Origin of the sequence: Streptomyces sp. UW30 (assembly GCF_008042075.1) — a bacterium.
Lineage (GTDB): Bacteria > Actinomycetota > Actinomycetes > Streptomycetales > Streptomycetaceae > Streptomyces.
This window is the reverse complement of sequence record NZ_RDBN01000043.1, coordinates 158,530-185,515: the sequence shown is the minus strand read 5'-3', so window position 1 is coordinate 185,515 and position 26,986 is coordinate 158,530. Positions and strand designations below refer to the sequence as shown.

General features: G+C 70.4%; 22 protein-coding genes and 1 pseudogene. 12 read left to right on the top strand and 11 right to left on the bottom strand.

The genetic code is table 11. The features are described 5' to 3' along the window. Window positions 1–394: 394 nt before the first annotated feature. Together EAO75_RS31180 and EAO75_RS31175 are read left to right on the top strand one after the other, a co-directional pair. The gene (locus EAO75_RS31180; RefSeq protein ID WP_147998489.1) at window positions 395–1,372 is read left to right on the top strand and encodes a pyridoxal-phosphate dependent enzyme; all 978 of its coding nucleotides are present in this window, start codon (window positions 395–397) and stop codon (window positions 1,370–1,372) included. 140 nt (window positions 1,373–1,512) lie between these two features. Continuing rightward, on the top strand, window positions 1,513–1,872 hold the full coding sequence (locus EAO75_RS31175) for a cupin domain-containing protein (RefSeq protein ID WP_147998488.1): 360 nt from the start codon (window positions 1,513–1,515) through the stop codon (window positions 1,870–1,872). A gap of 46 nt (window positions 1,873–1,918) precedes the next feature. On the opposite strand, the gene EAO75_RS31170 is transcribed toward EAO75_RS31175, so the two are convergent. After that, complete coding sequence (locus EAO75_RS31170; RefSeq protein ID WP_147998487.1) at window positions 1,919–2,896, bottom strand: NAD(P)-dependent alcohol dehydrogenase; 978 nt, start codon at window positions 2,894–2,896, stop codon at window positions 1,919–1,921. Between the two features lie 181 nt (window positions 2,897–3,077). Between EAO75_RS31170 and EAO75_RS31165 the strand changes: the two genes are divergently transcribed. Next, window positions 3,078–3,779 carry an SDR family oxidoreductase gene (locus EAO75_RS31165; RefSeq protein ID WP_147998486.1) on the top strand — a complete coding sequence of 234 codons (702 nt, stop codon included), beginning with the start codon at window positions 3,078–3,080 and terminating at the stop codon, window positions 3,777–3,779. On the opposite strand, the pseudogene EAO75_RS31160 reads toward EAO75_RS31165, so the two are convergent. Together EAO75_RS31160 and EAO75_RS31155 are read right to left on the bottom strand one after the other, a co-directional pair. After that, window positions 3,780–5,169 (bottom strand): annotated as a pseudogene (locus tag EAO75_RS31160) (vWA domain-containing protein). Beyond that, on the bottom strand, window positions 5,166–6,023 hold the full coding sequence (locus EAO75_RS31155) for an AAA family ATPase (RefSeq protein WP_147998685.1): 858 nt from the start codon (window positions 6,021–6,023) through the stop codon (window positions 5,166–5,168). The pseudogene EAO75_RS31160 and the gene EAO75_RS31155 overlap by 4 nt, the downstream one beginning before the upstream one ends. Window positions 6,024–6,174: 151 nt before the next feature. Here EAO75_RS31155 and EAO75_RS31150 point away from each other — a divergent pair, with 151 nt between their 5' ends. Beyond that, window positions 6,175–6,744, top strand: a complete 570-nt coding sequence (locus tag EAO75_RS31150) for a TetR/AcrR family transcriptional regulator (protein ID WP_147998485.1) — start codon at window positions 6,175–6,177, stop codon at window positions 6,742–6,744. 42 nt (window positions 6,745–6,786) lie between these two features. On the opposite strand, the gene EAO75_RS31145 is transcribed toward EAO75_RS31150, so the two are convergent. Next, a complete protein-coding gene (locus tag EAO75_RS31145) occupies window positions 6,787–8,097 on the bottom strand; it encodes an FtsX-like permease family protein (protein WP_147998484.1) in 1,311 nt (436 codons plus the stop codon). Window positions 8,098–8,100: 3 nt separating this feature from the next. Beyond that, window positions 8,101–8,892 (bottom strand): ABC transporter ATP-binding protein, encoded by a 792-nt coding sequence (locus EAO75_RS31140; RefSeq protein ID WP_410092496.1) that lies wholly within the window; start codon window positions 8,890–8,892, stop codon window positions 8,101–8,103. 170 nt (window positions 8,893–9,062) lie between these two features. Between EAO75_RS31140 and EAO75_RS31135 the strand changes: the two genes are divergently transcribed. The 3 genes from EAO75_RS31135 to EAO75_RS31125 all read left to right on the top strand — a co-directional run bounded on the left by EAO75_RS31135 (window position 9,063) and on the right by EAO75_RS31125 (window position 13,978). Further along, window positions 9,063–9,653: a hypothetical protein gene (locus tag EAO75_RS31135; protein ID WP_147998482.1), complete on the top strand. Its 591-nt coding sequence runs from the start codon at window positions 9,063–9,065 to the stop codon at window positions 9,651–9,653. Window positions 9,654–9,748: 95 nt separating this feature from the next. Further along, a complete protein-coding gene (locus tag EAO75_RS31130) occupies window positions 9,749–10,678 on the top strand; it encodes a hypothetical protein (RefSeq protein ID WP_147998481.1) in 930 nt (309 codons plus the stop codon). Between the two features lie 177 nt (window positions 10,679–10,855). Continuing rightward, window positions 10,856–13,978, top strand: coding sequence for an alpha-L-rhamnosidase (locus EAO75_RS31125; RefSeq protein WP_147998480.1), 3,123 nt, complete (start codon window positions 10,856–10,858; stop codon window positions 13,976–13,978). Here the strand turns inward: EAO75_RS31125 and EAO75_RS31120 are convergent. The 6 genes from EAO75_RS31120 to rhaI all read right to left on the bottom strand — a co-directional run bounded on the left by EAO75_RS31120 (window position 13,951) and on the right by rhaI (window position 21,680). After that, the gene (locus EAO75_RS31120; RefSeq protein ID WP_147998479.1) at window positions 13,951–14,622 is read right to left on the bottom strand and encodes a lactate utilization protein C; all 672 of its coding nucleotides are present in this window, start codon (window positions 14,620–14,622) and stop codon (window positions 13,951–13,953) included. The two genes, EAO75_RS31125 and EAO75_RS31120, sit on opposite strands and share 28 nt — an antisense overlap. Beyond that, on the bottom strand, window positions 14,619–16,097 hold the full coding sequence (locus EAO75_RS31115) for a LutB/LldF family L-lactate oxidation iron-sulfur protein (RefSeq protein WP_147998478.1): 1,479 nt from the start codon (window positions 16,095–16,097) through the stop codon (window positions 14,619–14,621). The genes EAO75_RS31120 and EAO75_RS31115 overlap by 4 nt, the downstream gene beginning before the upstream one ends. Further along, the gene (locus EAO75_RS31110; protein WP_147998477.1) at window positions 16,094–16,849 is read right to left on the bottom strand and encodes a (Fe-S)-binding protein; all 756 of its coding nucleotides are present in this window, start codon (window positions 16,847–16,849) and stop codon (window positions 16,094–16,096) included. Before EAO75_RS31110 ends, EAO75_RS31115 begins: the two co-directional genes overlap by 4 nt. A 70-nt stretch (window positions 16,850–16,919) precedes the next feature. Further along, window positions 16,920–18,356 (bottom strand): rhamnulokinase, encoded by a 1,437-nt coding sequence (locus EAO75_RS31105; protein WP_147998684.1) that lies wholly within the window; start codon window positions 18,354–18,356, stop codon window positions 16,920–16,922. A gap of 8 nt (window positions 18,357–18,364) precedes the next feature. Next, window positions 18,365–20,404 carry a bifunctional aldolase/short-chain dehydrogenase gene (locus EAO75_RS31100; RefSeq protein ID WP_147998476.1) on the bottom strand — a complete coding sequence of 680 codons (2,040 nt, stop codon included), beginning with the start codon at window positions 20,402–20,404 and terminating at the stop codon, window positions 18,365–18,367. A gap of 115 nt (window positions 20,405–20,519) precedes the next feature. Beyond that, window positions 20,520–21,680, bottom strand: a complete 1,161-nt coding sequence (gene rhaI, locus EAO75_RS31095; RefSeq protein WP_147998475.1) for an L-rhamnose isomerase — start codon at window positions 21,678–21,680, stop codon at window positions 20,520–20,522. A gap of 285 nt (window positions 21,681–21,965) precedes the next feature. On the opposite strand from rhaI, the gene EAO75_RS31090 reads away from it, so the two are divergent. From EAO75_RS31090 to EAO75_RS31070, 5 genes are all read left to right on the top strand, one after another. Beyond that, window positions 21,966–23,483 carry a sugar ABC transporter ATP-binding protein gene (locus tag EAO75_RS31090; protein WP_147998474.1) on the top strand — a complete coding sequence of 506 codons (1,518 nt, stop codon included), beginning with the start codon at window positions 21,966–21,968 and terminating at the stop codon, window positions 23,481–23,483. After that, a complete protein-coding gene (locus EAO75_RS31085; protein WP_147998473.1) occupies window positions 23,480–24,520 on the top strand; it encodes an ABC transporter permease in 1,041 nt (346 codons plus the stop codon). The genes EAO75_RS31090 and EAO75_RS31085 overlap by 4 nt, the downstream gene beginning before the upstream one ends. Next, window positions 24,513–25,487 carry an ABC transporter permease gene (locus EAO75_RS31080; RefSeq protein ID WP_147998472.1) on the top strand — a complete coding sequence of 325 codons (975 nt, stop codon included), beginning with the start codon at window positions 24,513–24,515 and terminating at the stop codon, window positions 25,485–25,487. Before EAO75_RS31085 ends, EAO75_RS31080 begins: the two co-directional genes overlap by 8 nt. Before the next feature lie 81 nt (window positions 25,488–25,568). After that, window positions 25,569–26,648: a rhamnose ABC transporter substrate-binding protein gene (gene rhaS / locus EAO75_RS31075; protein ID WP_147998471.1), complete on the top strand. Its 1,080-nt coding sequence runs from the start codon at window positions 25,569–25,571 to the stop codon at window positions 26,646–26,648. 33 nt (window positions 26,649–26,681) lie between these two features. Then, the coding region (locus tag EAO75_RS31070) for an L-rhamnose mutarotase (protein WP_147998683.1) at window positions 26,682–26,986 on the top strand (305 nt) is incomplete at its 3' end.

The window sequence follows — 26,986 nt, the reverse complement described above, 5'->3', positions numbered from 1 at the left end:
ACGCGTGTCCTCCAGGGGATGTCTTGTCGGTGGCGGCAGTGTCTGCCGCGGACCCGTCTGCCGTGGACCGGTCTGCCGTGGACCGATCCGTTGCGGCCCCGTCTGTCGCGGACCCGTCTGTCGCGGACCCGTCTGTCGCGGACCGATCCGTGGCAGCAGCACTGCCCGAGGCGGCTCGGTCTGTCGTCGCCTTGTCCGTCACGGCTCGATCCACCCCCGCCCCCGCCTCGGGCAGTGCTGCTGCCACGGATCGGTCCGCGACAGACGGGTCCGCGACAGACGGGTCCGCGACAGACGGGGCCGCAACGGATCGGTCCACGGCAGACCGGTCCACGGCAGACGGGTCCGCGGCAGACACTGCCGCCACCGACAAGACATCCCCTGGAGGACACGCGTGACGACCACCACCCCGCCGGTCACCTTCGACGACGTCCGCGACGCCGCCGCGCGGCTCAAGGGCGTCGCCCACCGCACCCCGGTGCTGCGCTCGCGCACGCTCGACGAGCTCGTCGGCGCCGAGGTCTTCCTCAAGTGCGAGAACTTCCAGCGAGTCGGTGCCTTCAAGTTCCGCGGTGCCTACAACGCGGCCTCCCGCCTGTCCCCGGAGCAGCTCGCGCGCGGCATCGCCGCCTACTCGTCCGGCAACCACGCCCAGGCCGTCGCCCTTGCCGCCCGGGAACTCGGCACCACCGCGGTCATCGTCATGCCCGAGGACGCCCCGCCGTCGAAGCGGGCGGCGACCGAGGGCTACGGCGCCCAGATCGTCACGTACGACCGCTACACCGGCGACCGTGTCGCGATCGCCGAGGCGCTGGCCGCCGAGCGGGGCCTCGCCGTGATCCCGCCCTACGAGCACCCGCACGTCATGGCCGGACAGGGCACCGCCGCCCTGGAACTGCTCGAAGAGGTGGGGGAGTTGGGCGCGCTGCTGACGCCGGTCGGCGGTGGCGGGCTGATGGCCGGCAGTGCCACCGTGGCCAAGGGGCTGTACCCGGACATCCGGATGATCGGCGTGGAACCGGAGGCCGGGGACGACACCAAGCGCTCCCTGGAGGCGGGGCGGCGCATCAGCATCTCCGTGCCGCACACCATCGCCGACGGGCAGGCCCTGCACACCCCCGGCGAGCTGACCTTCTCCGTGAACCGGCGGCTCGTCGACGCGATCGCGCTGGTCGGCGACGACGAGATCCGGGACGCGATGCGGTTCGCCTTCGAGCGTCTGAAGATCGTCGTAGAGCCGAGCGGCGCCACCCCGCTCGCCGCGCTGCTCACCGGCCGGGCGGGCGCGCTGCCGGCCCGGGTCGGCGTGATCATCTCCGGTGGCAACGTCGACGCCGGGCGTTTCGCCGAGCTCTGTGGGAACCGGGCCTGAGGGGGCGTTCCCCGGTTGGCGGCGCCGGTTGGACAGGCGGACGATTGAGGGGTAGAAGGCCGGCCGCCGACGGCGGTGTCCAGGGCCGCCGGGGAGACCGGCTCCGGCCGCGGTGACACGCGGCCGGAAGGGAGCGCGTCATGTTGGAAGTGAAGACGCTCGACAAGCCCGACGAGCGGCGTGATTTCCCCCGCGGCCACCTCGAAGCGGTCCACATGCCGGAGCTCGACTTCGCCGTGGCGACCTTCGAGCCCGGTTGGCGCTGGTCGGAGTCCGTGGCCCCGCTCGCGGGCACCAAGACCTGCCAGATGCACCACAACGGCTACGTCCTCCAGGGCCACCTGCACATCCGCATGGACGACGGCAATGAGACCGACATCGGCCCCGGCGACGTCTATGTGTGCACGCCCGGGCACGACGCCTGGGTCGTGGGCGACGAGCAGGTCGTGGCCTACGACTTCCAGGGGCAGACGGCGAGGGAGTTCGGCAAGAAGAAGTAGCCGCCGACCCGCAGCGGAACCGACCGCCGGCCCCCGCGTCGGCACGTCACACGGTGACGACGACCTTGGCGCGCGCGTGCTCCACCTCCAGGTACCGGATGGCCTCGGCCGCCTCGCTCAGCGGATACGTCCGCTCGACGACCGGGGTGATCTTCCCGGACTCTGCCAGCTCCCGCAGCGCCGCGAGGTTCGCCCTGCTCTGCCGTGCGGAGATCTCCAGCAGCTGGTGGGGCCGTGCGAACGGTGCCACCAGCCGGCGCTTGAGGAACAGCCCCATCGGTCCGACGACGCTGCCGCCCTCGTACACCCCGCCGCCGGACAGGACGAGCGTCCCGGCGGGGGTCAGCACGCGTCGGAACTCCCCGAGCGAGTGGTTGCCCACCAGGTCCAGCACCACGTCGTACCGCGTGTCGCCGCGGGTGAAGTCCTCCTGGGTGTAGTCGATGACCCGGTCCGCGCCGAGTGACCGCACCATGTCGATGTTCCGTGTGCTGCACACGGCCGTCACCTGGGCGCCGTACGCCTTGCCGAGCTGCACGGCGAACGTGCCCACGCCGCCCGAAGCGCCGTTCACCAGGACCGCCTGGCCCGGCCGCACCCGGGCGACGTCGCGCAGGCCGATGAGTGCGGTGTTGCCTGCCAGAGGTATCGCCGCCGCCTGCTCGAAGGTCAGGTTGGCCGGCTTCGGCCCCACCTCGGTGTCCCGCGCGCACACGTACTCCGCGAACGCGCCGTCGGCCTCCCCGTACACCTCGTCACCGGGCTTCAGGTCGGTGACCGCGGACCCCACCGCTTCCACCAGCCCGGCGAAGTCCCGGCCCCGCACCGGCGCCTTGGGCCTGCGCCACCCCATCATGGAGCGGCCGATCACCGGGTCGCCGTGCATGAGGTGCCAGTCGTACGCGTTGACCGAGGCCGCGTGCACCCGCACCAGCACCTCATGGGCGCCCGGCACCGGCCTGTCGATGTCTCTGAACTCGAGTGCGTCCGCCGAGCCGTACCTGTCCTGAATCACTGCCTTCATGGGATCCCCCTCCGCTCCTGCCGAGCGTATGGAATCCCCCTCGTGCGGACCATCGGGGACGAACCCTGAATTTTCTCCGGGGTCGGGCCTCCCCTTGCCCTGAGGAAACCGATCGGTTTACGCTTCAGGGCATGGGAAACCGATCGGTTTCCCGAAGCTGAGTATTGCGAGGGAGACTCCCATGACCGCCATCGAAGGTTCCGTGGCCCTGGTCACCGGCGGCAGTCGCGGCATCGGCCGCGCCCTGGTCGCGGCCCTGTACGAGCGGGGCGCCAAGAAGGTGTACGCCACCGCCCGCGACCCGCACACCGTCACGCACCCCGACGCCGTGCCGCTCGCGCTGGAGGTGACCGACCCCGCGTCCGTCGCGGCGGCCGCCGAGCAGGCGCAGGACGTCACCTTGCTGATCAACAACGCCGGTGCCGCGGTGAACGCGAACTTCCTCGACTCGTCGGTCGACGACGTCCGCCGCGAATTCGAGACCAACTTCTACGGACCGCTCCTGGTCACCCGGGCCTTCGTCCCCGTCATCGAGCGCAACGGCGGCGGCCACATCCTCAACGTCCACTCCGTGCTGTCGTGGGTCGGCCTCGCCGGCTCCTACAGCGCGTCCAAGGCCGCCTTCTGGTCGCAGACCAACTCGCTGCGCCTCGACCTGAAGCCGCGCGGCATCGAGGTCACCGGCCTGCACGTCGGCTACGTCGACACCGACATGGCGGCCGCCGTCGACGCGCCCAAGTCCACGGCCGAGAGTGTCGCGGCCCAGGCCCTCGACGGGATCGCAGCAGACGCCTTCGAAGTCCTCGCCGACGACCTCACGCGGCAGGTCAAGGCGGGCCTCTCGGCCGATCCGGTCGCCCTCTACCCGCAGCTCGCCGCCTGACTAGACCGGCAGAAGCCTCGCCACCAGTGCGCTGAGCTGCCGGGCGGTGCGGCACTCGTGCATCTCGACCAGCTCGGCGTAGGCGGGTGCCGCCGAGTCGCCGGTGCCCCAGCGGGAGCGCTGCTCGGGGTTCAGCCAGTAGACGCGACGCGCCTGTCCGGCGATCCGCCGTACGGCCGGCAGGTTCGGGTCGCTCATGTTCGTACGGGCGTCGCCGAGGACGAACACCGTCGAGCGCGGACCGACCGCGTCCCCGTACCGCTCGGCGAACTCGCCCAGTGCCATGCCGTAGTCGCTGCTGCCGTGATAGCCGGTGAGCGTGGCCTCCGCCTCGATCCGGGTGCTGAGCCCCTCCGGATCGGCGGTGCCGCGCTGCAACAGCCCGGTCACCTCGTCGATCCGGTTGACGAAGGCGAACACGCGCACCTTGCTGAACTGGTCGTGCAGCGCCTGCACCAGCAGCATCGTGAAGTCCGAGAAACCGGACACCGACCCCGACACATCGCACAGCAGCACCAGTTCGGGGCGAGCCGGACGCCGTCTGCGCAGCACCGGCCGCATGGGCACCCCGCCTGTCGACAGCGACCCGCGCAGGGTCCGCCGCAGGTCGATCGTGCCGCGTGCGGCACGGCGGCGACGTGCCGCGAGCCGGGTCGCCAGCTTGCGGGCGAGCGGCTGGACGGCCCTGCGCAGCTCGGCCAGTTGGGCCTTCCCGGCGAACAGGAAGTCGACCCGGTCGGCGGTCGGGGCCACCGCCCGCCGGGCGATCTGCGGGCGGTGGCCCCGACCGCCGGGCGATCTCGTCCCGACCGCGCCGCTCGGCCACCCGCCGGCGCGCCTCCGCGGCCACCAGCGTGCGGAAGTTCTCGATACGCCGCCGGATCTCGTCCTCCAGCAGCCGGTCCGCGAACCCCGAACTCCCACCCCGCCCACGGACGTTGTCACGCACCCGGGCCAGCAGGGTCTGCGGGCGCAGCCGCTCCAGGGTCTGGTACGACGACCAGCCGTCCGACTCCGGAGAGGAGCCGTAGCCGCCGAAACCGTCGACCGCCTCGGCCGCCAGCCGGCCCATCATCGCCTGATCGTCGGCTGCCAGGGCCGCTGCCAGCCGGTCCCGCAGGTCGTCCCGTCCCGCGGCCTTCTGCTCCGGGCCGCCGACGCCGCGCGGGAAGTACAGGTCGAAGACGGGGTCGAACACCTGCCGCTGCCCGGTGCCGTGCAGCAGCGTCGCCGCCAGCCCCTCGCGCAGCAGCTCCCGGTCCGCGAGGCCGAGCGCCTCGATCGCCTGCGCCGCGTCCACCGTCTCGCCGGTGCCGATCCGGACGCCGTGCGCGCGCAGCGCCCCGACCAGGGAGGTCAGCCGCTCCGCCACGCCCGCGGGCGTGGTCACAGGGCGTCCAGGTCGAGCTTGGCGGTCGCCTTGAGGACGTCGTCCTGATGCTTGAGCAGCACACCGAGGGTGGCCCGTACGACCGTCTCGTCCAGCGAGTCGGCGCCCAGCGCGAGCAGGGTGTGCGCCCAGTCGATGGTCTCGGCGACCGACGGCAGCTTGCGCAGGTCCATCGCCCGCAGCGCGCCCACGACCCGCACGACCGAGCGGGCCAGCGCCTCGTCGAGCCCCGGCACCTTCAGCCGTACGATCCGGCGCTCCAACTCCTCCTCGGGGAACCCGATGTGCAGGAAGAGGCAGCGGCGGCGCAGCGCCTCGGACAGCTCACGGCTCGCGTTGGAGGTGAGGACGACGAAGGGGCGGCGCGTCGCGGAGATGGTGCCCAGTTCGGGGACCGTGACCTGGAAGTCGCTGAGCACCTCCAGCAGCAGGCCCTCCACCTCGACGTCGGCCTTGTCGGTCTCGTCGATCAGCAGCACCTTGGGGTCGTCGCCCCGGATGGCCGTCAGCAGCGGCCGGGTGAGCAGGAACTCCTCGCTGAAGATGTCGGTGCGGGTCTCGTCCCACGTCTCGTCGCGGCCCGCGCTGATGCGCAGCAGCTGCTTGGCGTGGTTCCACTCGTACAGCGCCCGGGACTCGTCGACCCCCTCGTAGCACTGGAGGCGCACCAGCCGCGCCCCGGCGACCTGGGCGACGGCCTTGGCGAGCTCCGTCTTGCCGACCCCGGCCGGGCCCTCCACCAGGAGCGGCTTGCCGAGCCGGTCGGCGAGGAAGACGGTCGTGGCGACCGCGGGCGAGGCGAGATAGCCGGTCTCGGCCAGGCGCGCGGACACGTCGTCGACGGATGTGAACAACGGGGCCTCCAGTTCGGCGGCGACAGGCGGCACAGAACAGGACACCTATCTAAGCGCTTGTTCAGTTGATGATGCCACGGGGATTCCGTGCACCGGAAGGTGGTATACCGATCGGTTTCCTCTTGCCTCTCGGCGAGGTAACCTCGCCGGTATGGCCACAACAGACAAGGCGTCCACCAGGGACCGACTCCTCGACGCGGCGGCCGAGCTCTTCTACCGCGAGGGCGTCTCCATCGGCGTCGAGGCGCTGTGCCGGACGGCCGGTGTCTCGAAGCGGTCCATGTACCAGCTCTTCGCGAGCAAGGACGAGGTCCTCGCGGCGAGCCTGGCCCGACAGCTGCCGGAGTACGAGACCCAGCTGGCGCCGGACTCTCAGGGTGCCGCCACCCCGCGCGAGCGGATCCTGCACGTCTTCGAGCGGCTGGAGAAGGTGTCCACCGAGCCCGCCTACCAGGGCTGCCCCTTTCTCGCCGCGCTGGTCGAGCTCAAGAATCCGGAACACCCGGCGAGCGCGGTCGCCCGCGGGGCGAAGGACTGGATGAAGGACTACTTCCGTACCCAGGCCGAGGACGGCGGGGCCCGGGACGCGGAGCTGCTCGCCCGTCAGCTGATGCTGGTCTTCGACGGGGCCAGCGCACGGTCCGGGGCCCGGGTCGAGACGCTGGACGGGCTGACCGTCGCGACGGTGACCACGCTGCTGGACGCGGCCGGCGTGACATGACGGGGCGGCCGCCGATGCGACCGCCCCGAACACCCACCCCCCTCACGAGGCCACCGCGACCGCCCTCACAGCCGCAGTGCGCAGCATCCGCCGGGCCGTGACGAGGCCGGTCCCCAATGTCACCGCCGCCGCGACGGCGACCACCGCGAGCCCGATGCCGTAGACCTCACCCGGCAGCACCTCGTCGGAGCGGACCACGGTGAACGGGATGATCCCCGCCAGCGCGGCCAGCGCGCCGAAGAAGACACCGGTGACCGTCAGGATCAGCCCCTCGACGCCCACCGTCCCGAGCACCTGCCCCGCAGTCGCCCCCGCGAGCCGCTGCTGCCCGAACTCCCGGGAGCGGTAACTCGTCGCCGCGTACAGCGAGTTGACCAGCATCACGCAGACGAAGACCACGATGATGCCGACGACCGTGAAGTTCAGCGTCTCCAGGGTCTTGTCGTCGATCGACTTGGTGATGCCCAGGGCCTCGACCGTGTCGCTCTCCACCGCCTGCATGGTGAGCGTGGCCGTCGCCACCGCCGTGAACAGGATCAGCGACATCAGGATCCCGGCCAGATGCCCGGCCCGCTCCCGCAGATTCCGAACCGCCAGCCAGCCGCTCGCCCCGCTCAGCGGCAGCCGGTCCAGGACGGCCTCCAGCAGTCGCGGCGCCATCAGCGCGAAGCCCACCGACAGCAGGATCGCCCCGTAGGCGGGCGGCGCCATCAGGGCCGCGTCCGACGCCGAGAACGCGAACGTGGAGGAGACCGACGCCGCCCCGGCGAGCAGCGCCGCGTACGCGAGGAACTTCCGCGCCCCGCCCCGCTTCTCGTGCCCGCGCGTCGCCCGCCGTACGGCGAGGAAGGCGGCGCCGGCCGACGCGAGCAGCGTGATGTCGATGCCGGAGAGTAGCGCGATCGGGCCGAAGGAGTGCTCGACGGATCCGGCGACCTGTCCGCTGTCCTGGAACAGCTCCAGCAGCGCCCGGCCGCCCAGCATCGCCGGGCCGATCGCCAGCGCCGCGCCCACCAGGGCCACGACCACCGCCTCGCCTACGACCATCCGCTTCAGCTGCGCAGGAGTCGCCCCCGAGCAGCGCAGCAGCTCCAACTCGGCCGCCCGCTGGCGGACGTTGACCGTCAGGGTCGAGGCGACGGCGAAGAAGACCAGCAGGGTGCCGTAGCCGCCGACGACGCCCGCCGCGGTGGACAGTGTCTCCGCGCTGGTCGGGTCGACGCCGTCCTGCGCCGCCGTGTCGTGCATCGAGTTGAACGTCATGATGATCGCCGCGCCCAGGAACGCGGACAGCAGCGTCGCGAGGAACCGCCCGGGGCGGTGCCGGATCGAGCGCAGGGCCAGCATGAACATCGCTCACACCCCCAGTGCCACGTCGTCGCCCAGGTGCGCGAGGCGCTCGGCCACCGCGTCCGGGGTCGGCGCGTCCATCCGTCCGGCCAGCCGGCCGTCCGCCAGGAACAGCACCGCGTCCGCGTAGGAGGCGGCGACCGGGTCATGGGTCACCATCACGACGGTCCGGCCGTGCACCCGCACCGCCTGCTGGAGCAGCCGCAGCACCTCGCGCGCGCTGCGCGTGTCCAGCGCCCCCGTCGGCTCGTCCGCGAAGATCACCCGGGGCTCGGTCACCAGCGCGCGGGCGATGGCCACACGCTGCCGCTGACCGCCGGACAGCTGGTCGGGGCGGTGCCCGAGCCGGTCGCCGAGGCCGACGGAGGTCAGGATCTCCCTGGCCCGCCCACGGTCGACGCGCTGCCCGGCGAGCTTCAGCGGCAGCACCGTGTTCTGCGCGACCGTCAGCGTCTCCAGCAGGTTGTACTGCTGGAACACGAACCCGATCCGGCCCCGCCGGAACTTCGTCAACTCCGCCTCGCCGCCCCCGGACAGCTCGGTGCCGTCCACCCGCACGATGCCGCTGTCGGGCCGGTCGAGCCCGGCCGCGCAGTGCAGCAGCGTGGTCTTGCCGGAACCCGACGGCCCCATCACCGCCGTGAAGGTGCCGCGCCCCAGACCGAGTGTGATCCCGTCCAAGGCCCTCACTGCGCTGTCCTGCGAGCCGTGGGTCTTGGTGACCTTGACCAGCCGCAGCGCCTCGGCGGCGGGTCCCTTGTCGTGCGTGCGTCGCGAACCTGCGCGAAACATCGTCATCACCCTCCGTCCGGCACTCCCTGTGCCCTGCCGACGAAGCTACGGACGCGGCGACCGGACCACATGGGGCGCAGAACCCGTCTTCCCGGGTGTACTCAGCGACACCCCCGACGGGGGGCCGGCACCGGTGAGCGGCCGCGATGTCAGTGGTGGGCTGTACTTTGCGACGCATGGGGATCTATCTGGTGAGCGTGGGCGCGCAGGAGTGGTTCGGCGAGGAGGAGGACGGCCGGGGGGACGTCGCCGCGGCGCTGAACGAGGAGTTGGGGCGGCGCGGGCTCGCGCCGCTCACGAGCGTGCCCGAGGAGTCGGAGTTCACCCGGGTCTCCGGGACGGCCTTCGAGGAGAAACTCGTCCCGCCCATGGACGGCTTCGTCGCGCTGTGCCGGGCGCACCTGTCGAGAGCGGAGGAAGAGCTCCTCCTGGGCTGGACGGTGCTCGTGCCGCTGTCGCTCGACGAGGAGATCGAGCTGCCCGTCGAGTCCGCCTACGACCTGACGACCACCGTCGCCGGAGCCCCGCAGGTCCTCGCCCTCGCGCAGCGGCTGGCGGCGGCCGTGGAGCTGCCGTCCGACGAGATACCGGCGACGTCCGACAACCTGGAGCTGACCAGCTGGTTCCTGGACGGTCAGGCGAAGGGGACCGCGGCGTCCCGGCCGGGACGGTGGGGCGACGACCTCGACGCCGCCTTCTACGTGGCCGTGTATCTGCGCGCCGCCCAGCACTCGATACGACGCGGCTGCCCGATCGTCTACTCCTGACGGCGGGCGGAGGTCGCGGCTCCGTGAAATCGGTGACAGGACTGGTGCCTTGGGAGACTTCCCCGCAGGGGCCCGATGCCGGTACAGGTGTGACCATGACGGAAAACGGGGGCCGCCGCCAGGCGTGGTGGCGGGGAATGCGGGAGTCGGTCCAGGGGGCGGACACCGAGCTGTGGCCCGAGGGGCTGATGGAGGTCGTGCCGGACGGGCTCGACCGTGAGTACGGGCAGTTCGGCGATCTGTATCCGCAACAGCAGCTCCAGTTACAGCTGCTCTACGGCGCCTCGCAGCGCGCCTTCGAGCGCAGGACGCGCGTCTCGGCACGGATCACCGTGGTGCGGGTGCTCGGCAACACCCTGAGCGACCAACGGCTGCGTGAGGCCAAGCCGAACGAGCATCTGACCGAGTATCTCGACCAGGAGATCGCCGACTTGCGGGGCCGGCTCGCGCAGGACAGCGCGACCGCCGTCAGCCGGGGTCTCAACTTCGGGCTCGCCATGGGCTCGGCCGCCAGCCTGGCGCTCCTCGTCGCGCCGCTGCTCTGGGGCGTCGACCTGCTCGGCGCCCTGGGCGTGACACTGAACTGCACCAACCGCTGGAGCCTGCTCGGCGCCTTCGTGTGCGGCGGCGTCGGCGCGTTCGGGGCCGTGCTCAGTGTGCTCGTACGGCTGCGGGGGAGCGCCGACCAGCTGGCGCGCCGGCAGACCAACGGCCGCGAGGGCATCGTGGTCCCCGGCCAGATGGCCCGCAGTATGCGTCATGAGGGCGTGTACCGGGTGTTCGTCGGCTGGATCCTCGCCCTCGCCGTCTACTTCCTGCTCAGCGGCGGCATCGTGACCGTCTTCGAACCACCCGCCACCACGACCGAGATCTGCCCGGCGCCGGGCAACCCGGGATCGGCCGCCGCCGGCACCGAGTTCTGGGGCTTCTGGTGTGCCATCGGCTTCGTGGCGGGCTTCAACGAGCGGTGGGCCTTCGGCATCCTGAGCCGCGACTCCACCAGGCGGCCGGGCAAGAGCTCCTGATTCCACTTTTGAACGGTTTCAATAACTGGCCCCAGTGATGGGGGACTTCTGTTGGATTCTGCACAGTACTTGTCCTGATCGTGGCATGGACACTGACCACTTCTGCCACTAGCTTCAACCGTCGTTCGAGCTGAATCGTTACAACTCCGAACCGAACCCAGCCGAAGGGACAACGGCATGAACGACGGAGTCGACAGCACGAAGGGCAAAGGGGTGCGCCGGCGGACCGTGCTCACCACGGCACTCGGCGCCGCGCCGCTTGCGGTGGCGGGCGGCATCGTCACAGGAGGCCCCGCAGCGGCCGCCGCACCGACCTCGCCCCGCACCGCAGTCGAGGGCCTGACGGTCGAGCACCGTACGAACCCCCTCGGCGTGGACGCCGAACACCCGAGATTCGGCTGGCGCATGGCGTCCACGGTGCGCGGCCGCCGCCAGTCGGCGTACCGGATCCTGGTGGCCACGGCGCCCGACCGCCTGACCCCCTCCCGCGCGGACGTCTGGGACAGCGGCCGTGTCACCTCACCGACCTCGATCGCCGTACGCTACGGCGGCCCCGCCCTGCGCCCGTCCACCCGCTACCACTGGACGGTGAGAGTCTGGGACGAGACCGGCCGCGCCGCCCCCGCCGCCCCGACCGCACGGTTCGAGACCGGCCTGCTCGGCACCGACGGCGTCACCGGCTGGGACGGCGCCCGGTGGATCACCATGGCGGGCAAGCGGCCCCACACCCCCGGCGCCCCGCTCCTGCGCCGACAGGCCCGACTGACGGGACGTCAAGTAAGCGCCGCCAGGCTTTACATCACGGCCCTCGGCCTGTACGAGGCCCACATCAACGGCCATCGCGTCGCCGTACCGCAGGGCGACGGCACCACCCACGAGCTCCTGACCCCGGGCTGGACCAACTACGACAGCACCGTCAACTACTTCACCTACGACGTCACGGACCTGGTCGCGGCCAAGCCGCACCAAGGCCAGGTCACCCTCGCCGCCGTGCTCGGCAACGGCTGGTACAACGGCCGTGTTTCCGAGAACAGCGCCTACTACTCGACCGACGGCAACCCACTGGCCCTCAAGGCCAAGCTCCTGGTCCGGTACACGGACGGATCCGAGCAGAGCATCGTCACCGCGCCCGGCGACGACTGGAAGGCCACCGACACCGGCCCCTACCGCGCCGACGACATCTACGACGGCCAGACCTACGACGCCCGCGAGGAACTCCCGGGCTGGACGGCGAACGGCTTCGACGCCTCCGGCTGGGCGGGCGTGACCGAGCACGACCACGCCACCAGGTTCCCCGACGCGAAACTGGTCGCCTACCCCGGTGAGAGCGCCCGCCTGATGCCCCCATGGGATCGCCGGCCGCACTCCATCACCGTCTACACCGGCGTGTCCGGCCGCAGCGACAGCCCCAACGGCAAGGGCCGCATCGTCGTCGACCCCGCCCGTACCGTCACCGACCCGGCCACCGCCGCCGATGCGGCCGTGACCCTGCGCCCCGGCGACACCGCCGTGATCGACCTCGGCCAGAACATGGTCGGCGTGCCCCGCTACACCCTGCGCGGCCCGGCGGGCGCCCAAGTCACTCTCAAACCCGGCGAGATGCTCAACGACGACAGCGAGGGCGCCGACGGCCCCGTCGGCTCGGTCTACCGCGCCAACCTCCGCTCCGCCAAGGCGACCAGCACGTACATCCTCAAGGGCGACCCCGCCGGCGAGACCCACGAGGACTCGCTGACCTTCTACGGCTTCCGCCATGTCTCCGTCACCGCGACGGACACGGTCACCCTCACCCGCTTCACGGGCCGGGTCGCGACCTCCGCCCTCCGTGACATCGGCACGATCACGACCGACGACACCGACGTCAACCAGCTGATCAGCAACGTCCGTTGGGGCCAGCGCGGCAACTACCTCTGGGTGCCCACCGACTGCCCCCAGCGCGACGAACGCCTCGGCTGGACCGGCGACACCCAGCTCTTCTCCCACACCGGCCTCTACAACGCCGACTCGGTCAACTTCCTCAGCCACTTCGAGGACATTCTGATCGACTCGCAGAAGACCTACGGACAGGACGGCGCGCAGTTCACCTGGGTCGCCCCCGGCTCCCGCTACAACCAGCCGATCCCCGCGAGCGGTTGGGCGGACTGCGGGGTCGTCGTCCCGTGGACGGTGTGGCAGATGTCCGGAGACACCACGGTGGTCGACCGCAGCTGGACGGCCATGACGAGGTACATGGACTGGATCCGGGCGCGCACCGGCGACACCTACGCCGGACAGGGCGCGATCTTCGGCGACTGGCTGGCCTTCCAGGACACCAGCACCCAGCTCATCAGCGATGTCTACTACGGCTACAGCGCCCGGTTGATGGCCGACATGGCCCGCGCCACCGGCCGCACCGCCGAGACCCGCGCCTACGACGACCTCTTCGCCCACATCAAGCGGGCGTTCATCACCAAGTACCTGGCCACCGACTCGGGCGGTCGGGTGACGGTCCGCTCCAGTCTCGGTGACGCACCGCCGACGGGCGGCAGGACGGAGGACAACAGCCAGACCGCCCTGCTGTGGGTCCTCAAACTCGGCTTCCACGACACCGAGGCCCAGCGGCGCGGGCTGGTCGCGCTCCTCGCCGACAACATCGGTAACGACGAGGCCTACAAGGAGGCCCACCCCGACAGCACCCGCGTGAAGTACGCCGAGAACACCCTCTCCGTCGGCTTCCTCGGTGTGAACGTCCTCGCGCCCGTGCTCACCGACGAGGGCCGCGTCGACCTGGCGTACCGGCTGCTGCACCAGGACGCCATGCCGTCCTGGCTGTACTCGGTGCGGGGCGGCGCCACCACCATCTGGGAGCGCTGGAACTCGTACTCGAAGGAGGACGGCTTCGGCCCGGTCGACATGAACTCGTTCAACCACTACTCCTACGGCGCGATCATGGAGTGGATGTACGAGAGCATGGCCGGCATCGCCAAGGACCCGGCCCACCCGGGCTTCCGGCACTTCTTCCTACGGCCCCATCTCGACCCGACCGGCAAGGTCACACGGGTCACCGGCGCCCATCTCTCGCCCTACGGCGAGATCGTCAGCGAGTGGCACAAGGACGACCGGAAGCTGACCTACCGGGCCGAGGTACCCGCGAACAGCACCGCGACGCTGCGTATCCCCACCACCGACCCGTCCACCGTCCGTGAGGGCCGCACCCCCCTGGCCGAGGCCGACGGCGTCGAGTACCTGGGCTTCGCGGACGGCGTCGCCTCCTACCGGCTGCCGTCCGGCCGCTACGCGCTGACGTCCGCGCTCGCCTGACCATCGCCCACCAGCACCACCTCCAGGGTGCGCGGACCGTGCACCCCCTCGACCCGGTCCAGCTCGATGTCGCTGGTCGCCGAAGGACCGGAGATCCACGTCATCGGGCGGACCGGGTCGAGGCGTTCGAGGGCCTGCGGGACGGACGACACGACCTGCTCGGGAACCCGAACGACACAGATGTGGTGGTCGGGGACGAGCGTGATGCGGCGTCGGCCCTGGTCGGGGGAGCCGTCCAGGACGATGGTGCCGGTCTCGGCCACCGCCACGGCACACGCCGTGACCACGCTGTCGACCTGGTCCAGCTCGCGCGGGGTGCTCTCCGACCGGTCCGCGATCCGCTCGGCGACGGTCGCCGCGAGCCAGTCGGTGTCGAGGCCGGGCGGCACGAGCACCGTCTTCGCGCCGCGCGCCGCGAGCATCCCGGCGATCGTCGCCGCGAGATCGGCGGGGCTGCACCGGTGCACGATCGCCCGGTAGTCCGCCAGGTTCTCGGCCAGCAGATCGACGGTCTCGGCGACACTGCGCTCCCCGTGCTCGCGCAGATAGTCGCGCGCAACCGCCTGCTCGTACGGCGTGTCGTCCTGGGTTACGTCGGTCAGTGCGCGCCGCACCCGGCCCAGGATCCGTTCCCTGCTGCTCACTTGGCGCCGTCCTTCCCGCCGTTGGTCCGCTGCCACCAGTCCCGGAACGGCTCCGCAGGCACCGCCGGAAGATCCCGCGTCCCGCTCCACGCCTTGCCCGGTCCGGGCAGTGAGCGCGGATGCAGACGGCGGGTGCGCGAGGCGAGCCGCTGGCCCGTCCGCAGGGCGCCCGGGTGGCTGAACGCCCAGCGCGCCGCCCGCATCGCGGCCCGCTCGGCGGCATGCCCCTTGGCGGGCTTCAGCACCACCTTGTTGCCCTTCGCCGTCACCTCACCGCCCGCCACGACCCGCTCCCGCAGATGCACCAGCACCTCGGGGATGTCGATGGCGACCGGACACACCTCGTAGCAGGCGCCGCACAGCGTCGACGCGTACGGCAGCGAGGCGTCGATCTCGCTTGCCACGCCCCGCAGTTGAGGACTGAGGATGGCGCCGATCGGACCCGGATAGACGGAGCCGTAGGCGTGCCCGCCGGCCCGCTCGTACACCGGGCACACATTCAGACACGCCGAGCAGCGGATGCAGCGCAGGGCCTGGCGGCCGACCTCGTCGGCGAGCGTGTCGCTGCGGCCGTTGTCGAGGAGGACCAGATGGAAGTCGCGCGGTCCGTCACCGTCGGTCGTACCGGTCCACATGGTCGTGTACGGGTTCATGCGCTCGGCGGTGGAGGAGCGGGGGAGGGTCTGCAGGAACACCTCCAGGTCCCGCCAGGTGGGCAGGATCTTCTCGATGCCGACGACCGAGATCAGCGTCTCGGGCAGCGTCAGGCACATCCGCCCGTTGCCCTCGGACTCCACCACGACCAGCGTGCCGGTCTCGGCGACCATGAAGTTGGCGCCGGAGATGCCGACCTTGGCACGCAGGAACTTCTCGCGCAGGTGGAGGCGCGCAGCCTCGGCGAGTTCGGCGGGGGTGTCGGTCAGGCCCTCCGGAGCCGGACGGCCCCACTCGCTCATCTCCTTGCGGAAGATGTCCCGGATCTCACCCCGGTTGCGGTGGATCGCCGGGACGAGGATGTGGGAGGGCCGGTCCTTGCCCAACTGCACGATCAGCTCGGCGAGATCGGTCTCGTAGGCACGGATGCCCTCCGCCTCCAGAGCCTCGTTCAGCTCGATCTCCTGCGTGGCCATCGACTTGACCTTGACGACCTCCGACTCACCGGTCGCCTTGACCAGATCGGCCACGATCCGGTTCGCCTCGTCGGCGTCGGCGGCCCAGTGAACCGTGCCGCCCGCCGCCGTCACCGACTCCTCCAACTGCACGAGATACCGGTCGAGATGGCGCAGCGTGTGGTCCTTGATCCGCTTGCCCGCCTCGCGCAGCGCCGCCCAGTCGGAGACCTCCGCGACGGCCTTCGCCCGCTTGGCGCGGATGGTGTGCGTGGCGTGGCGCAGATTGCCGCGCAGGGTCGCGTCGTGCACGGCCTCGTGCGCGGCCTTCGGAAAGGCCGGCATCCCCAGATACGTCCCGCTCATACGGCCGGCTCCTCCTCCGTGCTCGCCAGGATCTCCGCGATGTGCACCGGCCGCATGCCCGTCCGCAGCCGGGCCATGGTCCCGCCGATGTGCATGAGACAGGAGTTGTCGGCCGCGCACAGCACCTCCGCGCCCGTCGACTCGGCGTTGCGCACCTTGTCCGCGCCCATCGCCGCCGAGACATCGGAGTTCTTCAGCGCGAACGTGCCGCCGAAGCCGCAACACTCGTCGGCCCCCGGCAGCTCCGCCAACTCCAGCCCCTTGACGGCCTGGAGCAGCCGCCGGGGCCGATCGCCGAGCCCCAGCCCGCGCAACCCATGACAGGTCGGGTGATAGGTCACCTTGTGCGGGTAGTAGGCGCCCACGTCCGTCACCCCCAGCACGTCCACCAGGAACTCCGTCAGCTCGTACGTCTTCGGCACCACCGGCGCCAGCGTCGCCGCGAGCGTGTCCCCGCGCCCCTCGGCCCGGGCCCGCTCACCCATCCGCGGATACAGCTCCCGCACCATCGCCCCGCACGACCCGGACGGCGTGACGATCGCCTCGTACTCCCCGAAGACATCGGAGAAATGCCGGGCCAGTGGCTCGGCCTCATGCCGGTATCCGGTGTTGTAGTGCGCCTGCCCGCAGCAGGTCTGCGCCATCGGGAAGTCGACCTCGACGCCCAGCCTGGTCAGCAGTTTCACCACGGCGCGCCCGGTGTCCGGATAGAGCGTGTCGTTGACACAGGTCAGGAACAGGGCGACACGCATCGCGGCTCCTTGTGATCGATCATCCGATGAGTGCAGGGTAATGCGGCAGCGCGGCCTGGGGGAGACCCCTTCACCGTCGGGCGAGCCGGTCCTCCGCCTCGCGCCAGCGCGCCGCGTCCCCGGACGGCTCGTACCGGACCAAGGGCTGCGTACGGGAGAGCAGGCGCCGCCCGTCGGTGAGGTCGCCGACCAGACCGTGGGCCCGCGCCTGGACGAGGACGTTCCCGAGGGCGGCGGCCTCGGCCGGACCGGCCACCACCGGCAGCCCGCAGGCGTCGGCGGTGAGCTGACACAGCAGGGCGTTGCGCGTGCCGCCGCCGACGACGTGCACGACGTCGACGGGGTGGCCGGCGAGCCGCTGCGCCTCGGTGACCGCCCGGCGATGGGCGAGGGCGAGCGAGTCGAGGATGCACCGCGTGATCTCAGCGGGCGAGACGGGCACCGGCTGCCCCGATGCCCGGCACGCCTCGGCGATCCGCTCCGGCATCCGCCCGGGCGACAGGAATGCGGCGTCCCCCGCGTCCACGACCGACCGCAGCGCGGGCACCTCGCCTGCCGCCGGCAGCAGCGCGCCCAACTCCGGCTCGCCCCAGGCTCGTAGGCACTCCTGGAGCAGCCACAGCCCCATGATGTTCCGCAGATACCGGACCGTGCCGTCCAGCCCCAGCTCATTGGTGAAGTTGGCGGCCCGGCTCTCCTCGGTGAGCACAGGGGCGCCCAGCTCCAGCCCCGCCAACGACCAGGTGCCCGTACAGATGTACGCGAACCGCTCGCCCTCGGCCGGAACGGCGGCCACGGCGGAGGCGGTGTCGTGCGACCCGACCGCCGTCACCGGCACCGGCCCGGTGAGCCCGGTCTCCTCCAGCACCTCGTCACGCAACAGCCCCGCAGGATCGCCGGGTTGCCTGAGCGGCGCGAACAGGCCCAGGTCGATGCCCAGCCGGGAGGCGATGTCGTACGACCAGTCGCGTGTGCGGGGATCGACGAGCTGGGTGGTGGAGGCGTTGGTGAGCTCGGTGCCCTGCTCGCCGGTGAGCCAGTACGTCAGCAGGTCGGGGATGAGCAAGAGGCGCTCGGCGTAGGCCAGTTGGGAGGACTCACGCGCCGCCGTCAACTGATACAAGGTGTTGAAGGGCGCGTACTGCAACCCGGTCGCGGCATACAGCTCCCGCGCCGGAACACTCGCCCACACCTTCTCCGCGACCCCCTCCGTCCGCGAGTCGCGGTAGTGCACGGGATTGCCCAGCAGCGCCCCGTCCGCGTCCAGCAGCCCGTAGTCCACGGCCCAGCTGTCGATCCCGACGGAGTCGACCTGCCCGGCCGCCCGCAGCCCGTCCAGCACCCCGGCGTAGAGACCGAGGACATCCCAGCGCAGCCCCTCGGGCGCACGCACGGGCCGGTTCGGGAACCGGTGTGCCTCGGCCAGTTCCAGACTGTCGGGGCCGACGCGGCCGACCATGACACGTCCGCTGGACGCGCCGAGGTCGACCGCGGCGTACGACTTCACGCCCGCGCTCACCGCAGGAAGGCGGCCGCGACGCCGGCGTCGACCGGGATGTGCAACCCGGTGGTGTGCGTCAGGTCCCCGCCGGTCAGGGCGAAGACGGCGTTCGCGACATGCTCGGGCAGCACCTCCCGCTTGAGGATGGTCCGCCGGGCGTAGAACTCGCCGAGCTTCGCCTCCTCGACCCCGTACACGGCGGCGCGCTGGGCACCCCACCCACCGGCGAAGATGCCCGACCCGCGCACGACACCGTCCGGGTTGATCCCGTTGACGCGGATGCCGTGCTCGCCCAGCTCGGCGGCCAGCAGCCGTACCTGGTGGGCCTGGTCCGCCTTCGTGGCGCCGTACGCGATGTTGTTGGGCCCGGCGAACACGCCGTTCTTGGAGGCGATGTACACGATGTCACCGCCCACCCCCTGAGCGATCATCACCCGCGCCGCCTCCCTCGACACGAGGAAGGAACCGCGCGCCATGACGTCGTGCTGGAGGTCCCAGTCCCGGGCCGAAGTCTCAAGCAGCGGCTTGGAGATGGAGATGCCGGCGTTGTTGACGACGAGATCGACCCCACCGAAGGCCAGCACGGCGGCCTTGAAAGCGTCGGCGATCTGCTCCTCGGACGTGACGTCCACCGTCACCGCGACGGCCTTGTCGGACCCGCCCAGCTCCTGTGCGACGGCCAGGGCGTTCTCGGCGTCGAGGTCCGCGACCACGACGCACGCCCCCTCGGCGACGAGGCGCTGCGCGATGGCCTTCCCGATCCCGCTGCCCGCGCCGGTCACCAGCGCGACCCGCGTCGCCAGCGGCTTGGGCTTCGGCATCCGCTGAAGCTTGGCCTCCTCAAGGGCCCAGTACTCGATGCGGAACTTCTCGGACTCCTCGATGGGTGCATAGGTCGATACGGCTTCGGCCCCGCACATCACATTGATGGCGTTCACATAGAACTCACCGGCCACCCGGGCGGTCTGCTTGTCCTTGCCGAAGCTGAACATGCCGACACCCGGGACGAGCACGATCGCCGGGTCGGCGCCGCGCATCGCGGGGGAGTCGGGCAGGGCGTGCCGCCGGTAGTAGGCGGCGTACTCCTCGCGGTACTCGGCGTGCAGTTCCCCGAGCCGCGCGACGGTCTCCTCCAGCGGAGCCGTCGGCGGCAGATCCAGCACCAGCGGCCGCACCTTGGTCCGCAGGAAGTGATCGGGACAGGAGGTACCGAGCGCGGCGAGCCGAGGATGCTCGGCCCGGGCCAGGAACTCCAGCACCACGTCGCAGTCGGTGAAATGTCCCACCTGAGCCTTGTCCTGCGAGGCGACGGCACGCACATACGGCGCCAGCGCCGCGGCCCGCTCCCGCCGCTCGGCCTCGGGCAGCGCCTCGTACCCCTCGATGACGGGCCCGAAGGGCTCGGCCGTCCCCTTGTCCTCCAGGAACTTCTCGGCGGTCCGGATGATGTGGAGCGAGTTCCGCTCGCACTCCTCGGAGGTGGCGCCCCAGGCGGTGATGCCATGTCCGCCGAGCACGCACCCGACGGCCTGCGGGTTGGCCTCCTTGACGGCCGCGATGTCGAGCCCGAGCTGGAACCCGGGCCGCCGCCACGGCACCCACACGACGGTGTCCCCGAAACACTCGGCGGTCAGCTTCTCGCCGTCAGCGGCGCAAGCGAGCGCGATGCCGGAGTCGGGATGCAGATGATCGACATGGGCGGCCCGCACGAGCCCGTGCATGGCGGTGTCGATGGACGGAGCGGCCCCGCCCTTGCCGTGCAGGCAGTAGTCGAAGGCGGCGACCATCTCGTCCTCACGCTCGACGCCCGGGTACACATCGACGAGCGCCCGCATCCGATCCAGCCGCAGCACCGCCAGCCCGCCCTCGGTGAGCGTGCCGAGGTCGCCTCCGGACCCCTTGACCCACATCAGCTCGACATCACCGCCGGTGACGGGATCGGTGTCGAGACCTTTCGCGGAGGCGTTGCCCCCGGCGTAGTTGGTGTTGCGCGGATCAGCGCCGAGCCGATGGGACCGGGCGAGGAGGGCGGCGGCTTCGCGATGGGTTGCCATGAACCTTCAGTCCTTTTGAGCGAGGGAGGAGTGCACTTACCCAGGGGCGCGGGGCAACTGCGCGACCGGCGACAACGGCCCCGCAGCCCGCAACGAGACAGATCCCGGCAGACGCTCACGCCCCCCAACCGGCCTGCTGCCCACCAAGGCGCTCGGCCACGATCTGCTCGGCCCACCCGGACCGCCGATACGCACCCATGGGATCCGCGTCGAGCCCCATCTCTTCCCGGACCTCGGCCAGCAACGGCCGCACATCCGTGTTGTAGGCATCCATGAGCACGGCGTTGGCGCCCAGCACGTCGCCGTCGGCCTGCGCCGCAGCCAACGCCTCCCGGTCGACCAGCAGCGCTTTCCCCGTGGCTTCCTGCACGTTCATCACCGACCGGATGATCGCCGGAATCTTCGCCTCGATGTTGTGGCACTGATCGAGCATGAACGCCACGTCGGACGTGAACCCACCCCCACGCACGACCTCGTACATGATCCGGAACAGCTGGAAGGGATCGGCGGCCCCCACCATGAGGTCGTCGTCCGCGTAGAACCGCGAGTTGAAGTCGAACCCGCCGAGCTTCCCCTCCCGCAGCAGCGTCGCGACGATGAACTCGATGTTGGTCCCGGGCGCGTGATGCCCGGTGTCGACCACGACCTGAGCCCTGGGTCCGAGCTTCAGACAGTGCGCGTACGCCGTGCCCCAGTCCGGCACATCGGTCGTGTAGAAGGCCGGCTCGAAGAACTTGTACTCCAGCAGCATCCGCTGCCCGTCCCCGAGCCGCTCGTACACCTCGGCCAGCCCCTCGGCCAGCCGGTCCTGCCGAGCCCTGATGTCGTCCTGCCCGGGGTAATTGGTCCCGTCCGCGAACCACAGCTTCAGATCGGTGGAGCCGGTCGCGTCCATGATGTCGACGCACTCCAGTAGATGATCAAGAGCCTTCCGCCGCACCACTGCGTCCGGATGGCAGATGCTGCCCAGTTTGTAGTCGTCGTCCTGGAAGGTGTTGGAGTTGATCGCCCCCAGCTTCACGCCACGCTCCTCGGCGTGCTTCGCCAGCGCCCCGTAGTCGTCGACCTTGTCCCACGGGATGTGCAGCGCGACGGTCGGGGCCACGCCGGTGAACGCGTGCACCTGAGCGGCATCGTCCAACTTCTCCCGCGGCGTACGCGGAACACCCTGTTGCGCGAACACCTTGAACCGCGTCCCCGAGTTCCCGTACGCCCACGACGGCGTTTCGACGGCCTGGGTCTTGAGTGCGGCCTTCACCGCGGCGATCTCGGTCACTTCAGGGCTCCTGTGACGTCGGGACGGACGTGTTGGACGGTGGACATCTGAAACGCTTCACTGTGAAACGATTCAAGACGGGAACGTATGGGCCCCCCGAAGGGGTGTCAAGCCCCGTGACCAAGGCTGTTTCATGTGACTCGGCCGCGACCTTCGTTCATCGAAACTTTTTCGACACGGACCCATTGACGCGACATGCGCTCCGTGCCTAACGTCCCGGCAACCAAGTTGAAACCTTTCACGACGCCGAGAGGCCCGTCCCGCCGGCGTCGTCGAGGAGCCCCCATGACCCACCCGTCCACCACGGGTCCGGCCCCGGTTCTGGCGCTCAGGGACGTCTCCAAGTCCTTCGGTGCCGTCCGCGCCCTGCGGGACGTCTCCCTGGAGCTGTTCCCCGGGGAGGTGCACGCCCTCGCCGGGGAGAACGGCGCGGGCAAGTCGACCCTCATCAAGGCGCTCGCCGGCGTGCACCGGCCCGACGCGGGCCAGGTGCTGCTCGACGGCGCCCCCGTCGTCTTCCACGGCCCCGGCGACGCCCGCGACGCCGGCATCGCCGTGATCTACCAGGAGCCGACCCTCTTCCCCGACCTGTCGATCGCCGAGAACATCTTCATGGGCCGCCGGCCGCGCCGCGCCCTCGGCCGCATCGACCACAAGGCCACGCACACCGCGACCCTGGCCCTGATGCGGCGCCTCGGCGTCGAACTCGACCCCGACCGCCCCGCGCGCGGCCTGTCCATCGCCGACCAGCAGATCGTCGAGATCGCCAAGGCACTCTCCTTCGACGCCCGCGTCCTGATCATGGACGAGCCGACCGCCGCCCTCACCGGCAGCGAGGTCGCCCGCCTCTTCGGCGTCGTGCGCACCCTCCGCGAACAGGGCGCAGCCGTCCTGTTCATCTCGCACCGGCTGGAGGAGATCTTCCAGATCTGCGAGCGGGTGACGACCCTGCGGGACGGGGCCTGGATCGCCAGCGAGTCACTGGACGGCATGACCGAGGACGACCTCGTACGCCGCATGGTCGGCCGCGACCTCGACGACCTGTACCCCAAGCAGGACGTCAAGCCGGGCGAAGTCGCCCTGAGCGTGCGCCGGTTGACCCGCGAGGGCGTCTTCACCGACGTCTCCTTCGACGTACGGCGCGGAGAGATCGTCGGGCTGGCGGGGCTGGTCGGCGCGGGCCGCACCGAGGTCGCCCGAGCCGTGTTCGGCATCGACCGCTGGGACGCCGGTGAGGTCTGCGTCGACGGCAAGTCCCTGACCAACGGCGCCCCGTCCACCGCCATGGCCTGCGGCCTCGCCCTCGTCCCCGAGGACCGGCGCGCGCAGGGCCTGGTGATGGACATGTCCATCGAGCGCAACATCGGCCTCACCGGACTGCGTACGACCGTCAGGGCGGGGCTCATGGACCGCGGCGCCGAACGCAGCCGCTCCCTCGACTGGGCCGTCAAGCTCCAGGTCAAGTACGCCCGGATCGCCGACACGGTGAACACCCTGTCCGGCGGCAACCAGCAGAAGGTCGTCCTCGCCAAGTGGCTCGCCACCGGCCCCAAGGTGCTGATCGTCGACGAACCCACCCGGGGCATCGACGTCGGTACGAAGGCCGAAGTGCACCGGCTGCTCAGCGAGTTGGCCGCCGACGGGGTGGCCGTCCTGATGATCTCGTCCGATCTGCCCGAGATCCTCGGCATGGCCGACCGCGTGCTCGTGATGCACGAGGGCCGCCTCACCGCCGAGATCCCGCGCTCCGAAGCCACCGAGGAAACCGTGATGGCCGCAGCCACCGGGAGGGCCGCCGCATGACGGTGATCACTCCCAAAGAGGCTCCCGTGACCGACGTACCCAAGTCCAGCGGCACCCGCCTCGTCGACCGTGTCTTCAAGATGCGCGAACTCGCCATCCTGGTCGTCTTCGTGGTGATGATCGCCGTCACCCAGCTGGGCAACAGCGAGTTCCTCACCGAGCAGGGCATCAAGGACCTGCTGCTGAACGCGACGWTCCTCGTCCTGGTCGCCACGGGCCAGTCGCTGGTGGTCATCACGAGGAACGTCGACCTGTCGGTCGGCTCCACGCTCGGCATCAGCGCTTTCGCCGCCGGCACGTTTCTCCAGGGCGGCGGGAACCCGGTCGTGGCCGTGCTCCTGGCGGTCCTGATGGGCATCGGCTTCGGTCTGCTGAACGGCCTGCTCGTCAGCCTCGGCCAGGTGCCGGCGCTCGTCGTCACCCTCGGCACGCTGTACATCATCCGCGGCATCGACTCCATCTGGGTCGGCTCCCGCCAGATCACCGCCGCCGACCTCCCGGACGGCTTCGTCGACTTCGGCGCCGGCGGCCTCTCCGCCGTGCCGTGGCTGGCGCTGATCGCCCTCGCCGTGCTGGTGGCCACCGCGTACTACCTGAAGCACTTCGGCAGCGGCCGCGAGCTGTACGCCCTCGGCTCCAACCCGGAGGCCGCACGTCTCGCCGGTATCCCGGTGCGTAAGCGGATCCTCGCCGCGTACACCTTCTGCGGGGCGCTCGCCGGACTCGCGGGCGCCCTGTACCTGGCCCGGTTCGGCAACGTCGACTCCGGCACCGGCAACGGCTACGAACTCACCGTCGTCAGCGCGGTCGTGGTCGGCGGCGTCGTCTTCACCGGCGGCTCCGGCAGCGTCTACGGAGCCGCCCTCGGCGCGCTGCTGCTGACCTCCATCAACAGCGTGCTGCCCGCCCTCGGCGTCAGCTCCGTCTGGGTGCTCGCCATCAACGGCATCCTGCTCATCCTCGCCATCGCCGTGGACCGTGTGGTCGCGCTGCGCGTGGCCAACGCCCTGAAGAAGAGGAACGCCCGCCATGGCTGACTCGTCGCTCGCGCGCGCCGTCCGCTGGGACACAGTCGTCGGCGCCCTCCTCATCGTCGTACTGCTGCTGTCCTTCGGCTTCGTCGACGGCTTCGGCAACGCCCTCAATCTGTCCTTCCTGATCGGCAACACGCTGCCCATCGCGCTGATCGCCCTGCCGATGACGCTACTGGTCGTCTCGGGTGAGATCGACCTGTCGGTCGCCTCCACGGCGGGGCTGTCGGGGGCCGTGATGGGCGCGCTGTGGAACCAGGGGATGACGATCGAGACGATCATTCCGCTGTGCCTGCTGCTCGGTGCCGTGTGCGGGCTCATCAACGGGCTGCTCGTCACGCGGCTGGGGTTGCCGTCCCTCGCCGTCACCATCGGCACGCTGGCCGCGTACCGGGGGATCGCTCAGATCGTGCTCGGGTCGGATGCGGTGACCGACTTTCCGACGCAGTACCTGGACTTCGCGGCCGGGCGGATCGGCGACACGTTCCTTCCGTACGCGTTCCTTCCCTTCCTCGCACTGCTCGCCATCGCGGTGGTCGTCCTGCACGCCACGCCGTTCGGGCGGTCGGTCTTCGCCACCGGCGCGAGCGAGGAGGCCGCGCGATTCGCCGGTATCCGTGTCAAGCGGCAGAAGTTGATTCTGTTCACCGTCACCGGGCTGATGGCCTCGCTCACCGGGATCTTCTGGGCGCTGCACTACGCGAGCGCTCGCTATGACAACGCCACCGGGCTCGAACTCTCCGTTGTCGCCGCGGTGTTGCTCGGGGGCATCGACTTCGACGGCGGCAAGGGGACGTTGGGTGGTGCCATCGCCGGAGTGTTTTTGCTGGGGGCGCTCCAGAACGTGATGAGCCTTCAGGACGTTTCCGCTCAGTCGCAGATCGTCGTCACGGGTGTGTTGCTCGTGCTTTCCGTCCTCGGGCCGCGGGTTGCGCGGCAAATCGCCGTAGCGCGGGCTCAATCGTCCGGCTAAAGGCCGTATGTGGCTGATCGCGCAGTTCCCCGCGCCCCAAAAAAAGGGCGTTCCAGTTCACCCTCTTCAAAAGGATTCCTCATGCGCAAGTCATCCCTCCGCCGTACCTGCGCGGCCCTCGCCGCCGTCACCTCCCTCGCCCTCGCGGCCACCGCCTGCGGCGGCACCACCAAGGAGGACGTCAAGAACGACGACGCCTCCGCCGCCACCGCCGGAAAGGCCGACCCGAACGCCGCGTTGAAGAAGGGGCTGACCGTCGGGTTCCTGCCCAAGCAGGTCAACAACCCCTACTTCACCTCGGCCGACAAGGGCGGCGAGACGGCGCTGAAGGAGCTGGGCTCCAGTTACAAGGAGGTCGGGCCGAGCAGTGCCACCGACACGGCCGGACAGGTGAGTTACGTCAACACGCTGACCCAGCAGCAGGTCGACGCGATGGCCGTGTCCGCGCAGGACCCGGGCGCCCTGTGCACCGCGCTCAAGCAGGCCATGAAGAACGACATCAAGGTCGTCACCTACGACTCCGACACCACCGCCGACTGCCGCAACGCCTTCGTCTCACAGGCCTCCGCCGAGGACCTCGGCCGCACCGAGGTGCAGCTGCTCGCCGAACAGATCGGCTACAAGGGCGAGATCGCGATCCTGTCCGCCGCGCAGACCGCGACGAACCAGAACACCTGGATCGACTTCATGAAGGACGAGCTCAAGGACCCCAAGTACAAGGACATGAAGCTCGTCAAGATCGCCTACGGCAACGACGACGCCCAGGCGTCCTTCCAGCAGACCCAGGGCCTGCTCCAGGAGTACCCGAACCTTAAGGGGATCATCTCCCCGACCACCGTCGGCATCAAGGCCGCCGCCCAGTACCTGTCCGGCTCCAAGTACAAGGGCAAGGTCAAGCTGACCGGCCTCGGCACCCCCAACGACATGCGCAAGTACGTCAAGAACGGCACCGTCGAGGCGTTCGAGCTGTGGGACCCGGCGAAGCTCGGTGACCTCGCCGCGCGTACCGCCGTCGCGCTGGTCTCCGGCCAGATCACCGGCAAGGAGGGCGAGACCTTCAAGGCCGGCGAGACCACGTACACCATCGGCAAGGACGGCGTGATCAGCCTCGGCAAGCCGACCGTGTTCGACGCCGAGAACATCGACCAGTTCAACTTCTAGGCCGTTCGACATCCAGGATCTGGAGGGCTGTTGATGCAGCGCGTGTGCTTCCTGCTGAAGGTCAGGGCGGACCGACTGGACGAGTACCGCGAGCGGCACGCCGTCGTGTGGCCGCAGATGCTCGCAGCGCTCTCGGCCACCGGCTGGCACAACTACTCGCTCTTCCTGCGGGAGGACGGCCTCCTGGTCGGCTACCTGGAGACCGAGGACTTCGCCGCCGCCGTGGCCGGGATGGAAGCCACCGATGTCAACGCCCGCTGGCAGGCGGAGATGGCGCCGTTCTTCGAGTCGCTGGACGGCGCCCGCCCCGACGAGGCCATGAAACCGCTCACCGAAGT